The following is a 15215-nucleotide window of genomic DNA, read 5'->3' as shown; positions in this document are numbered from 1 at the left end:
TCTAGGCGCGGGGGCGCGCGCGGAGCCGTCGGACGCGGACGGTGCGCGGCTCCTCGGGGGCCGCGTCCGGGTCGGCGTCGTCACCGGCGTCGTCGGCCGCGTCCGGATCCGCGTCGCCCGCGCCCGTGGGGCGTGCGATCCGCAGATCCCACCACTCCTCCGCGACGCCGCCGAGCTTGCCATCGCCCCACTCGACCACCACGACCGAGCGCGCGAAGTCGATGTCGAGGTCGTCGAGCTCGCGGGCGTCGGCGAGGCGGTAGGCGTCGACGTGCACGAGCGGCGGGCCGTCGACGAGGCTCGGGTGCGTGCGCGCGAGCACGAACGTGGGGCTCGTGACGGGGCCGCGGACGCCGAGGCCGTCGCCGAGCCCGCGCGTGAACGTCGTCTTGCCCGCGCCGAGCGGGCCGGAGAGGACGACGAGGTCGCCCGGGCCGAGCTCCCGCGCGAGGGCGCGGCCGAGCTCCTCCATGTCGTCGGTGGTCGCGACGGGGACGAGCTCGTCGGACAGGACCTCGGCGGTCGGGGCCTCCGCGTCCGGGCGCTCGTGCAGGTGCACGCGGTCGACGCGCGGCCCCACGCGGGTCACGATCTCGTCGCCGATGGTCTCGGCCCAGCCGGCCCACTCCTCGGCGGTGGGCTCGCCGCGGTCGCCGGGGCCGAGGATCACGACGGTGTCGCCGACCTCGACGGCCAGGTCGCCGACGTCGAGCACGAGCTGGTCCATGGCGATGCGGCCGGCGATCGGGAGCCGGCGGCCGTTCAGGAGCACGGAGGCGCGCGGCGCGGCGATGCGGGGGATCCCGTCGGCGTAGCCGAGCGGCACGAGCACGAGCGTCGACGGGCCCGCGGTGCGGTGGTCGAGGCCGTAGGAGACGCCGTGCCCGGCCTCGACGCGCTTGACGGAGACGACGTCGGCCTCGAGCGTCATCGCCGGGACGAGGCCGAGGTCGCGGCCGGAGCGGTCGTCGAAGGGCGAGATGCCGTAGACGGCGATGCCGAAGCGCACCATGTCGAAGCGGGCGGCGGGCAGCCGGATCCCCGCGGAGCTCGCGGCGAGGTGCTTCTCGACCGGGCGGGCGCCCAGCTCCTCGGCCACGCGCACGGCCTCGTGGAAGCGGGCGAGCGCGGCGTCGTCGTCCTCGGGCGAGGCGTCGGCGAGGTGCGACCACAGCGCGTGCAGCGTGAGCTCGCCCGCGGCGTCGGCGGCCACGGCGGCGCGCACGAGGTCGGGCCAGGCCTCCGGGGTGGCGCCGTTGCGGCTGAGGCCCGTGTCGGCCTTGAGGTGCACGCGCGCCCGGATCCCCGTCGCGCGCCCGGCGGCCGCGATGCGCTCCAGCTCCCACAGCGCCGAGACGCCGAGGTCGATGCCCTCCTCGACCGCGACGCGGAAGTCGGTGTCGATCCCGTGCAACCAGGCGAGCAGGCGGGCGTCGATGCCGGCGCGCCGGAGCTCGACCGCCGACGCGACGTCGAGCACGGCGAGGCTCTCGGCGCCGGCCTCGAGGGCGGCCCGCGCGACCTGCAGCGCGCCGTGACCGTAGGCGTCGGCCTTCACCGCGACCATGGTGCGCGCGGGGGCGGCGAGCGCCGCGAGAGTGCGGACGTTGTGGCGGATGGCGTCGAGGTCGACGACGGCGCGACGGCCGGGGGCGTCGGGGCCGGGCTCGGGCACGGGCACGGATGCGGTCGCGGTCATGCGGAGTGCCTCCGGGTCACGCGGCCGGCGACGCGCGCGACGATCTCGTAGCCGATGGTGCCGGTCGCCTCGGCCCACTCCTCCACCGAGGGCGCGCCCGTCGCGGGATCCCCGAAGAGCACGGCGTCGTCGCCCACCGCGACGGGCCGGCCGTCGACGACGCCGTCGCCCACGTCGACCACGAACTGGTCCATGGCGATCCGGCCGCTCACGCGGAAGCGCGCGCCGTGGATCGCGACGGGCGCGCGGTTGCTCGCGAGCCGCGGCACGCCGTCGGCGAAGCCGAGCGAGACGAGCGCGAGGGTGGTGGCGCGGGTGGTGCGGTACGTGTAGCCGTAGGAGACGCCGGTGTCGGCGGGCACGCGCTTCACCGCGACGACGCTGCCGACGAGGGTCATGGCGGGCACGAGGCCGAGGTCGGCGGACGTGACGCCGTCGAGCGGCGAGATGCCGTAGATCCCGATCCCGAGGCGCACCATGTCGAGGCGGGCCTCCGGCACGCGCAGGGCACCCGCGGTGGCGGCGAGGTGGCGGATCCCCGGCTCGAGCCCCGCGGCACGCACCACGTCGACCGCCCCGTGGAACGCACGGACCTGCGCCATGTCCTCGTCCGCCCCGGCGTTCGCGAGGTGGCTGAAGACGCCGCCGAGTCGGATCCGGCCTTGCTCGACGAGCTCGGCGACCTCGGCGACGACGGCCGGCCACTCCGCCGGCGTCACGCCGTTGCGCCCGAGGCCGGTGTCGACCTTGAGGTGCACCTCCGCGGGCCGCCCGACGCGGCGCGCGGCGTCGGCGACCTCGCGCACCTGGCGGAGGCTGTTGAGCCCGAGGTCGATGCCGGCCTCGATCGCGGTGGCGAAGTCGGTGCCGGGCGCGTGCATCCAGGTGAGGATCGGGGCCGGGATCCCGGCCGCCCGCAGCGCGAGCGCCTCGCGGATGTCGACCACGCCGAGCGAGTCGGCCCCGCCGGCGAGCGCCGCGCGCGCCGACGCCACCGCGCCGTGCCCGTAGCCGTCGGCCTTGACCACGGCCATCACGAGCGGCGCGCCCGTGGCGGCCCGCAGCGTGCGCACGTTCGCGGAGATCGCGCCCGTGTCGATGCGCGCCTCCCGCCGCAGGGCGGCCGGCGACTGGAGCGTCGCCTCGTCGGTCACGGCGCGTCCCCCTCGGTCACGACGAATGCGGTCGCGAGGCCGGCGTCGTGGCTCATGCTCAGGTGGATCCGCGTGACGCCGCGCTCCGCCGCCACCTGCGCGACGGCCCCGCCCACGCGGAACGACGGGTCGCCGTGGTCGTCGCGGACGACCTCCATGTCCTGCCAGCTGATCCCGCCGGGTCCGCCGAGCGCCTTGATGAGCGCCTCCTTCGCCGCGAACCGCGCCGCCAGCGAGCGCGCGGGCAGGGACCGCTCGGCGGGCGCGAACAGGCGCGGCACGAGGCCCGGAGTGCGCTCGGCGCTCCGGGCGAACCGCGCCACGTCGACCACGTCGACGCCGATGCCCCTGATCACGCGCGGCCGGTCACTCGACCGTGACGGACTTCGCGAGGTTGCGCGGCTGGTCGACGTCGAGGCCCTTGGCCGCCGCGAGCTCCATCGCGAAGATCTGCAGCGGGGTGACGGCGAGCAGCGGCTCGAACAGCGGCGCGGCGAGCGGGATCGGGATGACCTCGTCGGCGTGCGGCAGCACGAACGCGTCGCCCTGCTCGGCGATCGCGATGACGCGGGCGCCGCGCGCGCGGATCTCCTCGATGTTGGAGATGACCTTCTTGTGCAGCGCGAGCTGGTGCGTGGGGCTCGGCACGACGACGAAGACGGGCTGGCCCGGCTCGATGAGCGCGATGGGCCCGTGCTTGAGCTCGCCCGCGGCGAAGCCCTCCGCGTGGATGTACGCGAGCTCCTTGAGCTTCAGCGCGCCCTCGAGCGCGACCGGGAAGCCGACGTTGCGGCCGAGGAAGAGCACGGCGCGGGTGTCGGCCATCCACTTCGCGAGCTGGCTGATCTTCTCGCCCTGCTCCACGACGGTGGCGAGCTTCTCCGGGATCGCGAGCAGCTCCTCCGTGTTGGCGACGATCTCGTCGGCCGACAGCGTGCCGCGGATCCGCGCCAGGTGCAGCCCGAAGAGGTACAGCGCCGCGACCTGCGCGACGAACGCCTTCGTGGACGCGACCGCGACCTCGGGACCCGCGTGCGTGTAGACGACGGCCTCGGACTCGCGCGGGATGGTGGCGCCCTGCGTGTTGCAGATGGAGAGCACGCGCGCGCCGGCCTCGCGGGCGTACCGCACGGCGAGCAGCGTGTCCATGGTCTCGCCGGACTGGCTGATGGAGATCACGAGCGTGGTCGCGTCGAGCACCGGGTCGCGGTAGCGGAACTCGTGCGCGAGCTCGACCTCGACGGGGACGCGGGCCCACTTCTCGATGGCGTACTTGCCGAGGATGCCCGAGTACGCGGCGGTGCCGCACGCGACGATGACGATGCGCGAGATGTCGGCGAGGTCGACCTCCCCGATCGCGTCGAGGTCGGGCAGCACGACGACGCCGTCGACGATGCGGCCGCGCAGGGTGTTCGCCACCGCGTCCGGGCCCTCGCTGATCTCCTTCGCCATGAAGCTCGACCAGCCGCCCTTCTCGCTGGCCGATGCGTCCCACGCGATCTCGAACTCGTGCGTCTCGACGGGCGCGCCGTGGAAGTCGGTGACGGTGACGGAGTCGGGCCGGATGGCGACCATCTGGTCCTGCCCGATGGCGACCGCGCGGCGGGTGAACTCGACGAACGCGGCCACGTCGGATCCGAGGAAGTTCTCGCCCTCGCCGAGCCCGATGACGAGCGGCGAGTTGCGGCGGGCGCCGACCACCAGGCCGGGCTGGTCGCGGTGCACGGCGAGCAGCGTGAAGGCGCCCTCGAGCCGGCTCACGGTGTTGCGGAACGCCTGCTCGAGGTCGTGCGTGATGCCGTACTCGCGGCCGAGGAGCTGCGCCGCGACCTCGGTGTCCGTGTCGCTCTCGAAGGCGTAGCCGTCCGCGAGGAGGTCGTCCTTCAGCTCCGCGAAGTTCTCGATGATCCCGTTGTGGATGAGGGCGAGCTTGCCGCCGTCGCCGAGGTGCGGGTGCGCGTTGCGGTCGGTGGGGCCGCCGTGCGTGGCCCAGCGGGTGTGGCCGATGCCGGTGGATCCGTTCGGCAGCGGCGACGCCTCGAGGTCCTCCAGGAGGCGGTCGAGCTTCCCCGCGCGCTTGCGTACGCCGAGCGTCCCCTCCGCGTCGAGGACGGCCACGCCCGCGGAGTCGTACCCGCGGTACTCCAGCCTCCGCAGCCCTCCGAGGAGGACCTCGAGGCTCCTGGCCTCACCGACGTAACCCACGATTCCGCACATGGGGCACGAGTTTACCGTCGGGGATCCCGGATCCCCTGCGCGCGGCGCGCTCCGGGCGCGCCCGGGCATCCGGCGCCGCTCCGACCCCGCCGTAGGATGAGGGGCCATGCCAGACACCGCGACGGGACACCCGACGAGCCATGGGCACGTCTCCCCGTTCGTGGAGATCGCCCGGGCCGACTGGGCCGCCCTCGCCCCCGCCACGCAGCTCCCGCTCCGCGAGACCGAGCTGGTGCAGCTCCGTGGCATCGGCGACCGGCTCGACATGCACGAGGTCGAGGACGTCTACCTCCCGCTCAGCCGCCTGCTCAACCTCTACGTCACGGGCACGAAGAAGCTGCACCGGGACACGAGCGCGTTCCTCGGCGAGCGCGCCAAGAGCACGCCGTTCATCATCGGCGTGGCGGGTTCCGTGGCCGTCGGCAAGTCGACCGTCGCCCGCCTGCTGCGCGAGATGCTGGCGCGCTGGGAGGACACCCCGCGCGTCGAGCTCGTGACCACCGACGGCTTCCTGCACCCGAACGCCGAGCTGGAGCGCCGCGGCCTCATGGAGCGGAAGGGGTTCCCGGAGTCGTACGACCGACGGGCCCTGCTGCGGTTCGTGACGCAGGTCAAGAGCGGCGTCCCCGAGGTCCGCGCGCCGTTCTACTCGCACCTCGCGTACGACATCGTCCCGGGCGCCGAGGTGGTCGTCCGGCAACCGGACGTGCTCATCATCGAGGGCCTCAACGTCCTGCAGCCGGCGGCGTCCGGCGCGAAGCTGGCCGTGAGCGACCTCTTCGACTTCTCGATCTACGTGGACGCCCGCACCCACGACATCGCGCAGTGGTACGAGGAGCGGTTCCTGAGCCTCCAGCGCGGGGCGTTCAGCAACCCGCGCTCGTACTTCCACCGGTACGCGGAGCTGAGCCCGGCCGAGGCGGTGGCGCGCGCGCGCGGGATCTGGACGGCCATCAACGAGCCGAACCTCGAGCAGAACATCCGGCCGACCCGCTCGCGGGCGACCCTCGTGCTGCGCAAGGACGCCGACCACTCCGTCGCGAACGTCCTGCTCCGCAAGCTCTGACCTACTCGAGGACCCTGTCGGCGACGATCCCGTCCACGTCGATGCACGTGAACGAGATGGACCAGCTGTCTCCGTCGCTCAGGCGGAACGCACCCGTGAGGTCTACCTCGAAGGGCCATCGGAAGATCCAGTCGACGACGCCGGTGAGCGGCTCGCCGCCTCCGCTCATCACGCGTTCCGCGACGACACGATGCCCTCGACCGTCCTCCAGCGATGGCAGCACCGCGTAGGACGTCGAGCGCTCCGTCGCGTGAGGGCCCACCGGAGCCGTGGGCGTCTCGGCGCGGATGCACAGCCACGCCCCCGGTCGGACATCCAGGGTCCGTAACGTGACGTCAGAAGTGCAGCTCGTCGACTTGACGATGCAGAACAGACTGCTCATTGCGTTATCCCGTCCGCATTGTCAAAGTAATCCACGCCGTTCACGTGAAGAAACGCCTCCACTTCGAACAGGAGGCCCGGGAAAGGGCAATACTGATTCGTGCGGGTTCGCAGTCCGCTGCCGGACCCCGACGCCGTTCCACAGTCTTGCCAAGCTCCGTTGTCGATACGCCATTCGCAGGACAGCGTCTTATACGGGCCGACCGGCATTCCACCGACTGTCGCCAGCCAAGTGACCTGACCCGGCTGAATGTCGAGATTCGCCACCGGATAATAGCCGTCTGAGTCCACGTGCACGACCTCGGGCGACGAGGCTGTCGAGCTACTGCCCCGGGACGCCAGCTCAGGATGAGCACAGCGGAACTCCGCATGGTCCCGAAGGCTCTGCTGCCGCTCGACCGGGAGCGGCAAGCCATTCGCATCATCGAGATCGATGGCTTGACCCGCGCATATCCGAACGACGTTGACGTCCTGTGCGCGCCCTGATGCGTCGGCGAACGCCGGAGACGGACTTGCGGCCGCAATGACTACGGCTACGAGAATCACGCTTCGCACCGAGCGCTTCATGATCTTCAGGGGATGGCCCTCCTCAATTGCTGATGAGGACATGGTGGGGGAGGCCGGGATGCCCCGACGATCTCCTCCACAGCGACTCCTGAAGGGAGCGCCCTGGCGCGGGCCGGCTAGATCGCCAGGCGCTCCGTGACGAGGGCGGCCAGCTCCTGCGCGTGCCGCTCGGCGGTCGCCTGGTCGGCGGCCTCCACCATCACGCGGATCATCGGCTCGGTGCCCGACGCCCGCATGAGGATCCGGCCCGTGTCGCCCAGCTCGGCCTCGGCGCGCGCGACGGCGGCGTTCAGCTCGGCGTCGTCGCCCACCCGATCGCGGTCGACGCCGCGCACGTTGATCATGACCTGCGGGTAGACGGTCATGACCGAGGCGAGCTCGTGCAGGCTCTTGCCGGTCGCGGCCATCTCGCCGAGCAGCTGGATGCCCGTGAGGATCCCGTCGCCCGTCGTCGCGTGCTCCGCGATGACGAGGTGCCCCGACTGCTCGCCGCCGAGGGAGTAGCCGCCCTCGTTCATGGCCTCGAGCACGTAGCGGTCGCCGACGCGCGTCTGCAGCACGGTGACGTCGTTCTCGGCCATCGCGATGCGGAGGCCCAGGTTGCTCATGACGGTCGCCACGAGCGTGCGATCGGCCAGCAGGCCGCGGCGCGCCATGGAGAGCGCGAGGACGGCCATGATCTGGTCGCCGTCGATGATCCGGCCGGTGTGGTCGACCGCGAGGCAGCGGTCGGCGTCGCCGTCGTGCGCGATGCCGACGTCGGCGCCGTGCGCGAGGACGGCCTCGGCCAGCAGGTCGAGGTGCGTGGACCCGACCCGGTCGTTGATGTTCATGCCGTCCGGGTCGTTGCCGATGACGGTGACGCGCGCGCCCGCGTCGGTGAAGACCTCGGGGCTGATGCCCGCGGCGGCGCCGTGCGCGCAGTCGAGGACCACGTGGATCCCGTCGAGCCGGTGCTGCAGCGTGCCGAGCAGGTGGAGGACGTAGCGGTCCTCGGCGTCGGCGAAGCGGCGGATGCGGCCGACGTCGGCTCCCGTGGGGAGCAGGACGGGCTGGCTCAGCTGCGCCTCGATGCGGTCCTCGAGCTCGTCGGCGAGCTTCCGTCCGCCTGCGGCGAAGAACTTGATCCCGTTGTCGGGAGCGGGGTTGTGCGACGCGGAGATCATGACGCCGAAGTCGGCGTCGAAGTCCGCGATGAGGTAGGCCGTGGCCGGCGTGGGGATGACCCCGGCGTCGAACACGTCGACGCCGGAGCTCGCCAGGCCGGCGGCCACGGCGGCCGCGATGAACTCGCCGGACACCCGGGGATCCCGGGCGACGACCGCGGTGGGTCGTCGCCCGGCATCCCGGGCGTCCTGGCCGAGCACGTGCGCGGCGGCCTGGGCCAGGCGCAGGGCGAGGTCCGCGGTGATGGTCTCGCCGTTGGCGAGTCCGCGGACGCCGTCCGTGCCGAAGAGCCGGGGCATGGCTGCCGGGTGCCCGAGCGCCTTAGCGCTTCGAGAACTGGGGCGCCTTGCGGGCCTTCTTGAGTCCGGCCTTCTTGCGCTCCTTGACGCGCGCGTCGCGGCTGAGGAAGCCGTTCTTCTTCAGCACGGCGCGGTTGTTCTCCTCGTCGATCTCGTTGAGCGCGCGGGAGATGCCGAGGCGCAGGGCACCGGCCTGGCCGGAGGGGCCACCACCGGAGATGCGCGCGACGACGTCGTAGCTGCCGAGGAGGTCGAGCACCTTGAACGGGTCGTTCACGAGCTGCTGGTGCAGCTTGTTGGGGAAGTAGTCCGCGAACTCACGGCCGTTGACCGTGATCGAGCCGGAGCCGGGGACGAGGCGCACGCGGGCGATGGCCTGCTTGCGTCGTCCTACGGCGCCGCCGGACACGTTGAGGACCGCGCGGGGGGCCTTGGGGGCCTCCTCGTTCGGGGTCTCGGTCGAGAAGCTCTCGGGAGCCACGTCGAGGGAGTCTGAGATCTGAGCCACTGGGTTCGATTCCTTCTGAGGTCTTTGGTCGTCGCTGTCGGCAGCCGGAGCTACTGAGCGACCTGGCCGAGGGTGTACGGGGTGGGCTGCTGAGCAGCGTGGGGGTGCTCGGGGCCCGCGTAGACCTTGAGCTTCTTCAGCTGAGCCGCACCCAGCGAGTTCTTCGGCAGCATGCCGCGGATGGCCTTCTCGACCGCGCGCGTGGGGTGCTTCTCGAGCATCTCGACGTAGGTGGTGGCCGTGAGGCCGCCCGGGTAGCCGGAGTGGCGGTAGGCCAGCTTCTTCTCGAGCTTCTGGCCCGTGAGCGCCACCTTCTCGGCGTTGACGATGATCACGAAGTCGCCCATGTCCATGTGGGGGGCGAACGTGGCCTTGTGCTTGCCGCGCAGGAGCGCGGCGGCGTGGCTGGCGAGACGGCCGAGGACGATGTCCGTGGCGTCGATGACGACCCAGTCGTGCTGGACCTCACTGGCCTTGGGGGAATAGGTGCGCGTCATTGATCTGACTGCCTTCTTTTCGAGGTGAGATGGTCGTGGATCCCGCTCCGTGGGCGTTCTGACGAGAACGCATCCGGTGGAGGGCTCAACCTTGTACGTCGCCGCACGCTGACGTGCAGACAACCGGTTCAGAGTACGCGATCCCGGGCGATCAGGCAATCCCGGGCGTGTCGAGGAGGCGGGCCAGGTCGCGGGCGGCCGTCGCCGCGCCCTCGACGACGGGATCCACCTCGTGCGCCGCGCGACGGTTCCGGGTGATCTCGTTCCGCGCCCGGAGCTCCGCGTCGGGCGGGTAGCCGACCCGCTCGAGCACCAGCCCGCGCGCGGGCATCACGGCGAACTCGCTCGTCCGCTCGCGGAGCTCCAGCAGCTCGCGGAGCCGCGCGACGCCGACGCGTCCGGACGCCGCCGCGACGCACGCGCCCACGAGAGCGCGCACCATGCTGTGGCAGAACGCGTCCGCCCGCACCGCGGCCTCGAGCGCACCATCGGCCGTGCGGGTCCAGGTCAGCTCCTGCAGCGTGCGGATGGTCGACGCCCCCTCGCGCGGCTTGCAGTACGCGGCGAAGTCGTGGAGGCCGAGGAGGGCGTCGGCCGCCTGCTGCAGCACCACCGCGTCGAGCGCGACCGGGATCTCGACGGTGCGGTGCCGCTGCAGCGGGTCGCGGGGACCGGCGGCGTCGGAGATCCGGTACCGGTACGCGCGCCAGGTCGCGGAGAAGCGGGCGTCGAACCCGTCGGGCGCGGGGGCGCAGGCGAGCACCACGACGTCGGATCTGGCGCCGAGCACGCCGTTCATCCGGCGCGCGAGGGCCGCCGCGGCGCGCTCGGCCGAGGGGATGTGCCGCCCCTCCCCCGCGTCCGCCGCGACCGCGCGACCCCGCGACGGCCGGTCGAGGGACGCGATCTGCGCGTCCGTGAGGTCGAGGTGCGCGACCTGCCCGGTGGCGTGGACGCCCGCATCGGTCCGCCCGGCGACGACGAGCGTCGGCGCCGGCGGCGTCCGCGCGAGCAGCTGCGCCAGCGCGTCCTCGAGCGCGCCCTGCACGGTGCGCAGCCCGGGCTGCTTCGCCCAGCCGGCGAACCGCGTGCCGTCGTAGGCGATGTCGAGGCGGAGGCGCGCGCCGGCGTCCCCCGCTCCGGCATCCGCGCTCATCGGGCGGCGGATCCCCGCGGCGGCGTCATGCCGACCTCGCGCTCGTAGACGGCCGAGCGGCTCGCCTGCGTGAAGCCGAGGTGCTCGTACAGGCCGAGCGCGCCCGTGGGGCTGTCGGAGTCGACGTCGAGCACGGCGCGCAGGACGCCCTCCGCGCGGAAGCCCGCGAGGGCGGCGGAGAGGATCGCCTGCGCGAGGCCGCGGCCGCGGAACTCGCGGCGCACGCCGACGAGGGCGACGTACGCGGAGCTGTAGCCCGCCGCCTCCCAGTTCTCCGGCGTGACCTCGGCCATCGCGAACCCGGCCACGACCGCGTCCTCGCCGTCGCCCGTGACGGCGATCACGGAGAGGTCGTCGCGCGCGGTCGGCAGCGACAGGAAGGCCTCCCAGCGCTCGACGCTGACGGGCTCGGATCCCCAGTGGTCGCGGAACACCTCGTTCTTGGCGAGGCGCGCGCGCTCCCACCACTCGCGCGTGACGGGGATCAGGCGGAGGCCCTCCGGCACGGGCACGTCGGGGAGGTCCTGCGCGAGGTCGCGGTGCATCTCGATGAAGTAGCGGCTCGGGGTGAACCCGCGCGACTCCAGCAGGGCGACGGCGCCCGCGGAGTCGACCTGCACGTCCGCGCCCATGCGCGTCGGCACCGGCTCCGTGATGTGCGGGGCCGGCTGCGCCACGGTCAGCGACCGCGTCGCGCGCGCGATCTGCCAGTCGAGCAGCCGCCCGCCGATGCCGCGCCGCCGGACCTCGGGACGGACGGAGCCGGACACGTTCGCGCGGACGACGGTCTCGTCATCCGGCTTGACGACGGCGACGCCCTCGGCCACGAGTCGCCCGTCGGCGTCGACCGCCACGATCGTGTCGCGCGCGAGGTCGACGAAGGAGAAGCCCTGCGCCATCTCGATCTCCTCGCGCGTGGCGCGGTGGTCGGGGTGGTCGGCGTCGGCCACCACGCTCATGAGCTCGACGAGCGCGTCGACGTCGCCAGGGGAGATGGGGCGCCAGGTGATCCCCTCGGGCCCCTCGGGGAGCGGGATCGGCGCGGAGGAGGGGGCGTCCGGCATGGTCGTGCTGCTGTCGGTCATCCCCCCAGGGTACCGGGGAGGTGCGGACGGGCGGGGGGTGCCCGGACGCACGAGAGCCCCCGACGCGCAGGGCGGCGGGGGCTCTCGGGGTGATGCGGTGGTGCGGCTGCTACTTGTCGGACTTCTCCGCGGCGTCGGCCTCGACCTCGGCGGCGGCCTCATCGGTCGTCTCCGCGGGGGTCTCGTCGGTGTGCTCGACGGCGTCGGTCTCCTCGACGGGGACCTCGGTCTCCTCGGCCTCGGCGACCGGGGCCGCGGCGGCCGGAGCCGTCGCGGTGGAGGTGCGCGAGGCGCGCACCTTCGGGGTCACGGGCTCGAGCACGAGCTCGATCTGCACCATGGGGGCGTTGTCGCCCTTGCGGAAGCCGAGCTTCGTGATGCGGGTGTAGCCGCCGTCGCGCTCGGCGACGAGGGGCGCGATCTCCGTGAAGAGCTCGTGCACGACGCTCTTCGAGGGGATGATGCCCATGACGCGGCGGCGGGCGTGCAGGTCGCCGCGCTTGGCGAACGTCACGAGGCGCTCGGCGACGGGACGCAGGCGCTTGGCCTTCGTCTCGGTCGTCTTGATGGACTTGTGCTCGAAGAGGCTCTGGGCCAGGTTCGCGAGCATGAGGCGCTCGTGCGCCGGGCCGCCTCCGAGGCGGGGACCCTTGGTGGGCTTGGGCATGGTCTTGTCTCCGTAAGTGTCGAAAGAAGGCGTACGGCCGAGGCCGGACGGATCAGTTGGTGGTGGTCTCGTCCTCGTCGTAGCTGTAGTAGTGCGCGCCGTCGAAGCCGGGGACGGCGTCCTTCAGCGACAGACCGAGCTCGACCAGCTTGTCCTTGACCTCATCCACCGACTTCTGTCCGAAGTTGCGGATGTTCATGAGCTGCGTCTCCGAGAGGGCGACGAGCTCGCTGACGTTGTTGATGCCCTCGCGCTTGAGGCAGTTGTACGACCGGACCGAGAGGTCGAGGTCCTCGATGGGCATCGACAGCTCGGAGCTGAGGACGGCGTCGACCGGCGCGGGGCCGATCTCGATGCCCTCGGCGGCCGAGTTGAGCTCGCGCGCCAGGCCGAACAGCTCGGTGAGCGTGCGACCGGCGGATGCGATCGCGTCGCGCGGCGTGATGGCCGACTTGGTCTCGACGTCGACCACGAGGCGGTCGAAGTCGGTGCGCTCGCCGGCACGGGTGGCCTCGACGCGGTAGGTGACCTTGAGCACGGGCGAGTAGATCGAGTCGACCGGGATCTGGCCGGCCTCGCTGAACTCGCTGCGGTTCTGGGTCGCCGAGACGTAGCCGCGGCCGCGCTCGATCGTGAGCTCGAGCTCGAACTTCGCCTTCTCGTTGAGCGTGGCGATGACGAGCTCGGGGTTGTGGATCTCGACGCCGGCCGGAGCCGAGATGTCGGCGGCCGTGACCTGGCCGGCACCCTGCTTGCGCAGGTACGCCGTGATCGGCTCGTCGTGCTCGCTGGAGACGACGAGGCCCTTGATGTTGAGGATGATCTCGGTCACGTCCTCCTTCACGCCGGGGACGGTGCTGAACTCGTGCAGCACGCCGTCGATCCGGATGCTGGTGACGGCCGCGCCGGGGATGGACGAGAGGAGCGTGCGGCGGAGCGAGTTGCCGAGCGTGTAGCCGAAGCCGGGCTCGAGCGGCTCGATGACGAACCGCGAGCGGAACTCCGAGATGGACTCCTCGGTGAGGGTGGGGCGCTGCGCAATGAGCACTGTGTTGTTTCCTTTCGGCGAGGCGTCCGCTATATGACGCCTGCGATGCCCCCCGGGTGGCGGCCCGGGCGGGTAGTGAATTGGTCGATCGGACACACGGCGGATCGGCCGACGCCGTCCCCTCCTCGTGGAGCGGGACGGCAGCGGCCGATCAGCGCGAGCTAGACGCGGCGGCGCTTGGGCGGGCGGCAGCCGTTGTGCGCCTGCGGGGTGACGTCGTTGATCGAGCCCACCTCGAGGCCGGCGGCCTGGAGCGAGCGGATCGCGGTCTCACGGCCGGAGCCGGGTCCCTTGACGAACACGTCGACCTTCTTCATGCCGTGCTCCTGCGCCTGGCGGGCGGCCGACTCGGCGGCGAGCTGCGCGGCGAACGGCGTCGACTTGCGCGAGCCGTTGTAGCCGACGACGCCCGAGGACGCCCAGCTGATGACGGCACCGGTCGGGTCCGTGATCGAGACGATGGTGTTGTTGAAGGTGCTCTTGATGTGGGCCTGGCCCACGGCGATGTTCTTCTTGTCCTTGCGGCGCGGCTTGCGAACGGCCGACTTGGGTGCTGCCATGGAATTCTCCTGTGTCTACGGGTGGCGAGGCGCGGGCCGAGGGCCTAGCGCGCCTTCTTCTTGCCGGCTACGGTGCGCTTCGGGCCCTTGCGGGTGCGAGCGTTGGTCTTCGTGCGCTGCCCGTGGACAGGGAGGCCGCGGCGGTGGCGGATGCCCTCGTAGCTGCCGATCTCGACCTTGCGTCGGATGTCGGCGGCCACCTCGCGGCGGAGGTCGCCCTCCACCTTGAAGTTCCCGTCGATGTAGTCGCGGAGGGCGATGAGCTGGTCGTCGCTCAGGTCCTTGACGCGGATGTTCTTGTCGATGCCGGTGTCCGCGAGGGTCTTGACGCTCGAGGTGCGGCCGACGCCGTAGATGTACGTGAGTGCGATCTCGACGCGCTTGTCGCGCGGGAGGTCGACGCCTGCTAGACGTGCCATTGAGGCTTCTCCTGGTGATGGATGGAGGTCTGCAGCAGAGCCTGTGCATCGGCCTCCGACCGATGGTGTCCCCCGGATCCCTCAGGACCCCGGCTTCCGGCGCTGCTGTCGTTCTTCTTCAGATGGTGCTGGTGGTGCCGTGCGGTCGTGCGGACTAGCCCTGGACCTGCTTGTGGCGGGGGTTGTCGCAGATGACGCGCACGCGCCCGTTGCGTCGGATGACCTTGCACTTCTCGCAGATCCTCTTGACGCTGGGGTTGACCTTCATGATGCTTCCTTGCTTTCGTTCTCGCTGGCCTCGTGCCGCCGCGGATGCGGGGCCGTTCCTTGTGCAGCAGGCCTACTTGTAGCGGTAGACGATCCGGCCGCGGGTGAGGTCGTACGGGCTCAGCTCCACGATCACGCGGTCCTCGGGGAGGATGCGGATGTAGTGCTGACGCATCTTGCCCGAGATGTGGGCGAGGACCTTGTGCCCGTTGCTCAGCTCAACGCGGAACATCGCGTTCGGCAGAGCTTCGACAACTCCGCCTTCGATCTCGATGACGCCGTCTTTCTTGGCCATATACTCACTGTCGCTAGAGGTGGTGTCTGCTGTTCGTGCGGATGCGCATCATGGTGAGACGCAGGTGCCCATGGCACGCCGGGAGGCGGCCGAGCACCAAGGGTCGAGAGTACGGCATCCCCGGGCGTGTCGCAATTCTCCCCGCGTGTCGCGTCCGGATCCG

The 15215-nt window shown here is 71.8% G+C and carries 18 protein-coding genes; 1 reads left to right on the top strand and 17 read right to left on the bottom strand.

Translation table 11 applies throughout. The features are described 5' to 3' along the window. Window position 1: 1 nt before the first annotated feature. The 4 genes from alr (ITJ44_RS09745) to glmS are packed head-to-tail and all read right to left on the bottom strand — an operon-like array spanning window position 2 to window position 5070. On the bottom strand, window positions 2-1699 hold the full coding sequence (gene alr / locus ITJ44_RS09745) for an alanine racemase (RefSeq protein WP_194634955.1): 1698 nt from the start codon (window positions 1697-1699) through the stop codon (window positions 2-4). Continuing rightward, on the bottom strand, window positions 1696-2853 hold the full coding sequence (gene alr / locus ITJ44_RS09740) for an alanine racemase (RefSeq protein ID WP_194634953.1): 1158 nt from the start codon (window positions 2851-2853) through the stop codon (window positions 1696-1698). The genes alr (ITJ44_RS09745) and alr (ITJ44_RS09740) overlap by 4 nt, the downstream gene beginning before the upstream one ends. After that, the gene (locus ITJ44_RS09735) at window positions 2850-3209 is read right to left on the bottom strand and encodes a holo-ACP synthase (RefSeq protein ID WP_194634951.1); all 360 of its coding nucleotides are present in this window, start codon (window positions 3207-3209) and stop codon (window positions 2850-2852) included. Before ITJ44_RS09735 ends, alr (ITJ44_RS09740) begins: the two co-directional genes overlap by 4 nt. 10 nt (window positions 3210-3219) lie before the next feature. Continuing rightward, window positions 3220-5070 (bottom strand): glutamine--fructose-6-phosphate transaminase (isomerizing), encoded by a 1851-nt coding sequence (glmS, locus tag ITJ44_RS09730; protein ID WP_194634949.1) that lies wholly within the window; start codon window positions 5068-5070, stop codon window positions 3220-3222. A gap of 106 nt (window positions 5071-5176) precedes the next feature. On the opposite strand from glmS, the gene coaA reads away from it, so the two are divergent. Further along, window positions 5177-6136 (top strand): type I pantothenate kinase, encoded by a 960-nt coding sequence (gene coaA, locus ITJ44_RS09725; RefSeq protein ID WP_194634947.1) that lies wholly within the window; start codon window positions 5177-5179, stop codon window positions 6134-6136. 1 nt (window position 6137) lies between these two features. On the opposite strand, the gene ITJ44_RS09720 is transcribed toward coaA, so the two are convergent. The 13 genes from ITJ44_RS09720 to infA form a co-directional block, all read right to left on the bottom strand. Next, complete coding sequence (locus ITJ44_RS09720) at window positions 6138-6518, bottom strand: hypothetical protein (protein WP_045529589.1); 381 nt, start codon at window positions 6516-6518, stop codon at window positions 6138-6140. Further along, window positions 6515-7084 (bottom strand): hypothetical protein, encoded by a 570-nt coding sequence (locus ITJ44_RS09715; RefSeq protein WP_194634945.1) that lies wholly within the window; start codon window positions 7082-7084, stop codon window positions 6515-6517. Before ITJ44_RS09715 ends, ITJ44_RS09720 begins: the two co-directional genes overlap by 4 nt. Before the next feature lie 116 nt (window positions 7085-7200). Further along, window positions 7201-8550 carry a phosphoglucosamine mutase gene (gene glmM / locus ITJ44_RS09710; RefSeq protein ID WP_194634943.1) on the bottom strand — a complete coding sequence of 450 codons (1350 nt, stop codon included), beginning with the start codon at window positions 8548-8550 and terminating at the stop codon, window positions 7201-7203. A 22-nt stretch (window positions 8551-8572) separates the two neighbouring features. Further along, entirely contained in the window at window positions 8573-9058 is a 486-nt protein-coding gene (gene rpsI, locus ITJ44_RS09705; protein ID WP_194634942.1) for a 30S ribosomal protein S9, read from the bottom strand. A 50-nt stretch (window positions 9059-9108) separates the two neighbouring features. Continuing rightward, window positions 9109-9555, bottom strand: coding sequence for a 50S ribosomal protein L13 (gene rplM, locus ITJ44_RS09700; RefSeq protein WP_012039269.1), 447 nt, complete (start codon window positions 9553-9555; stop codon window positions 9109-9111). A gap of 151 nt (window positions 9556-9706) precedes the next feature. Then, window positions 9707-10711, bottom strand: coding sequence for a tRNA pseudouridine(38-40) synthase TruA (locus ITJ44_RS09695; RefSeq protein ID WP_194634940.1), 1005 nt, complete (start codon window positions 10709-10711; stop codon window positions 9707-9709). Then, a complete protein-coding gene (locus ITJ44_RS09690; RefSeq protein ID WP_228494863.1) occupies window positions 10708-11796 on the bottom strand; it encodes a GNAT family N-acetyltransferase in 1089 nt (362 codons plus the stop codon). The genes ITJ44_RS09695 and ITJ44_RS09690 overlap by 4 nt, the downstream gene beginning before the upstream one ends. A 109-nt stretch (window positions 11797-11905) precedes the next feature. Then, on the bottom strand, window positions 11906-12463 hold the full coding sequence (rplQ, locus tag ITJ44_RS09685) for a 50S ribosomal protein L17 (RefSeq protein ID WP_194634938.1): 558 nt from the start codon (window positions 12461-12463) through the stop codon (window positions 11906-11908). A gap of 52 nt (window positions 12464-12515) precedes the next feature. Continuing rightward, complete coding sequence (locus tag ITJ44_RS09680; protein ID WP_012039273.1) at window positions 12516-13511, bottom strand: DNA-directed RNA polymerase subunit alpha; 996 nt, start codon at window positions 13509-13511, stop codon at window positions 12516-12518. Between the two features lie 161 nt (window positions 13512-13672). After that, window positions 13673-14071: a 30S ribosomal protein S11 gene (gene rpsK, locus ITJ44_RS09675; protein ID WP_012039274.1), complete on the bottom strand. Its 399-nt coding sequence runs from the start codon at window positions 14069-14071 to the stop codon at window positions 13673-13675. A gap of 44 nt (window positions 14072-14115) precedes the next feature. Further along, entirely contained in the window at window positions 14116-14490 is a 375-nt protein-coding gene (gene rpsM / locus ITJ44_RS09670; protein WP_053775246.1) for a 30S ribosomal protein S13, read from the bottom strand. A 154-nt stretch (window positions 14491-14644) separates the two neighbouring features. Next, entirely contained in the window at window positions 14645-14758 is a 114-nt protein-coding gene (gene rpmJ, locus ITJ44_RS09665) for a 50S ribosomal protein L36 (RefSeq protein WP_012039276.1), read from the bottom strand. A 72-nt stretch (window positions 14759-14830) separates the two neighbouring features. After that, window positions 14831-15052, bottom strand: a complete 222-nt coding sequence (gene infA / locus ITJ44_RS09660) for a translation initiation factor IF-1 (RefSeq protein WP_012039277.1) — start codon at window positions 15050-15052, stop codon at window positions 14831-14833. Between the last annotated feature and the right edge of the window lie 163 nt (window positions 15053-15215).

This window comes from Clavibacter sp. VKM Ac-2873 (assembly GCF_015351075.1).
Lineage (GTDB): Bacteria > Actinomycetota > Actinomycetes > Actinomycetales > Microbacteriaceae > Clavibacter.
Note: the sequence above shows the minus strand (reverse complement) of the source record. Positions and strands in the feature narration are given on the sequence as shown.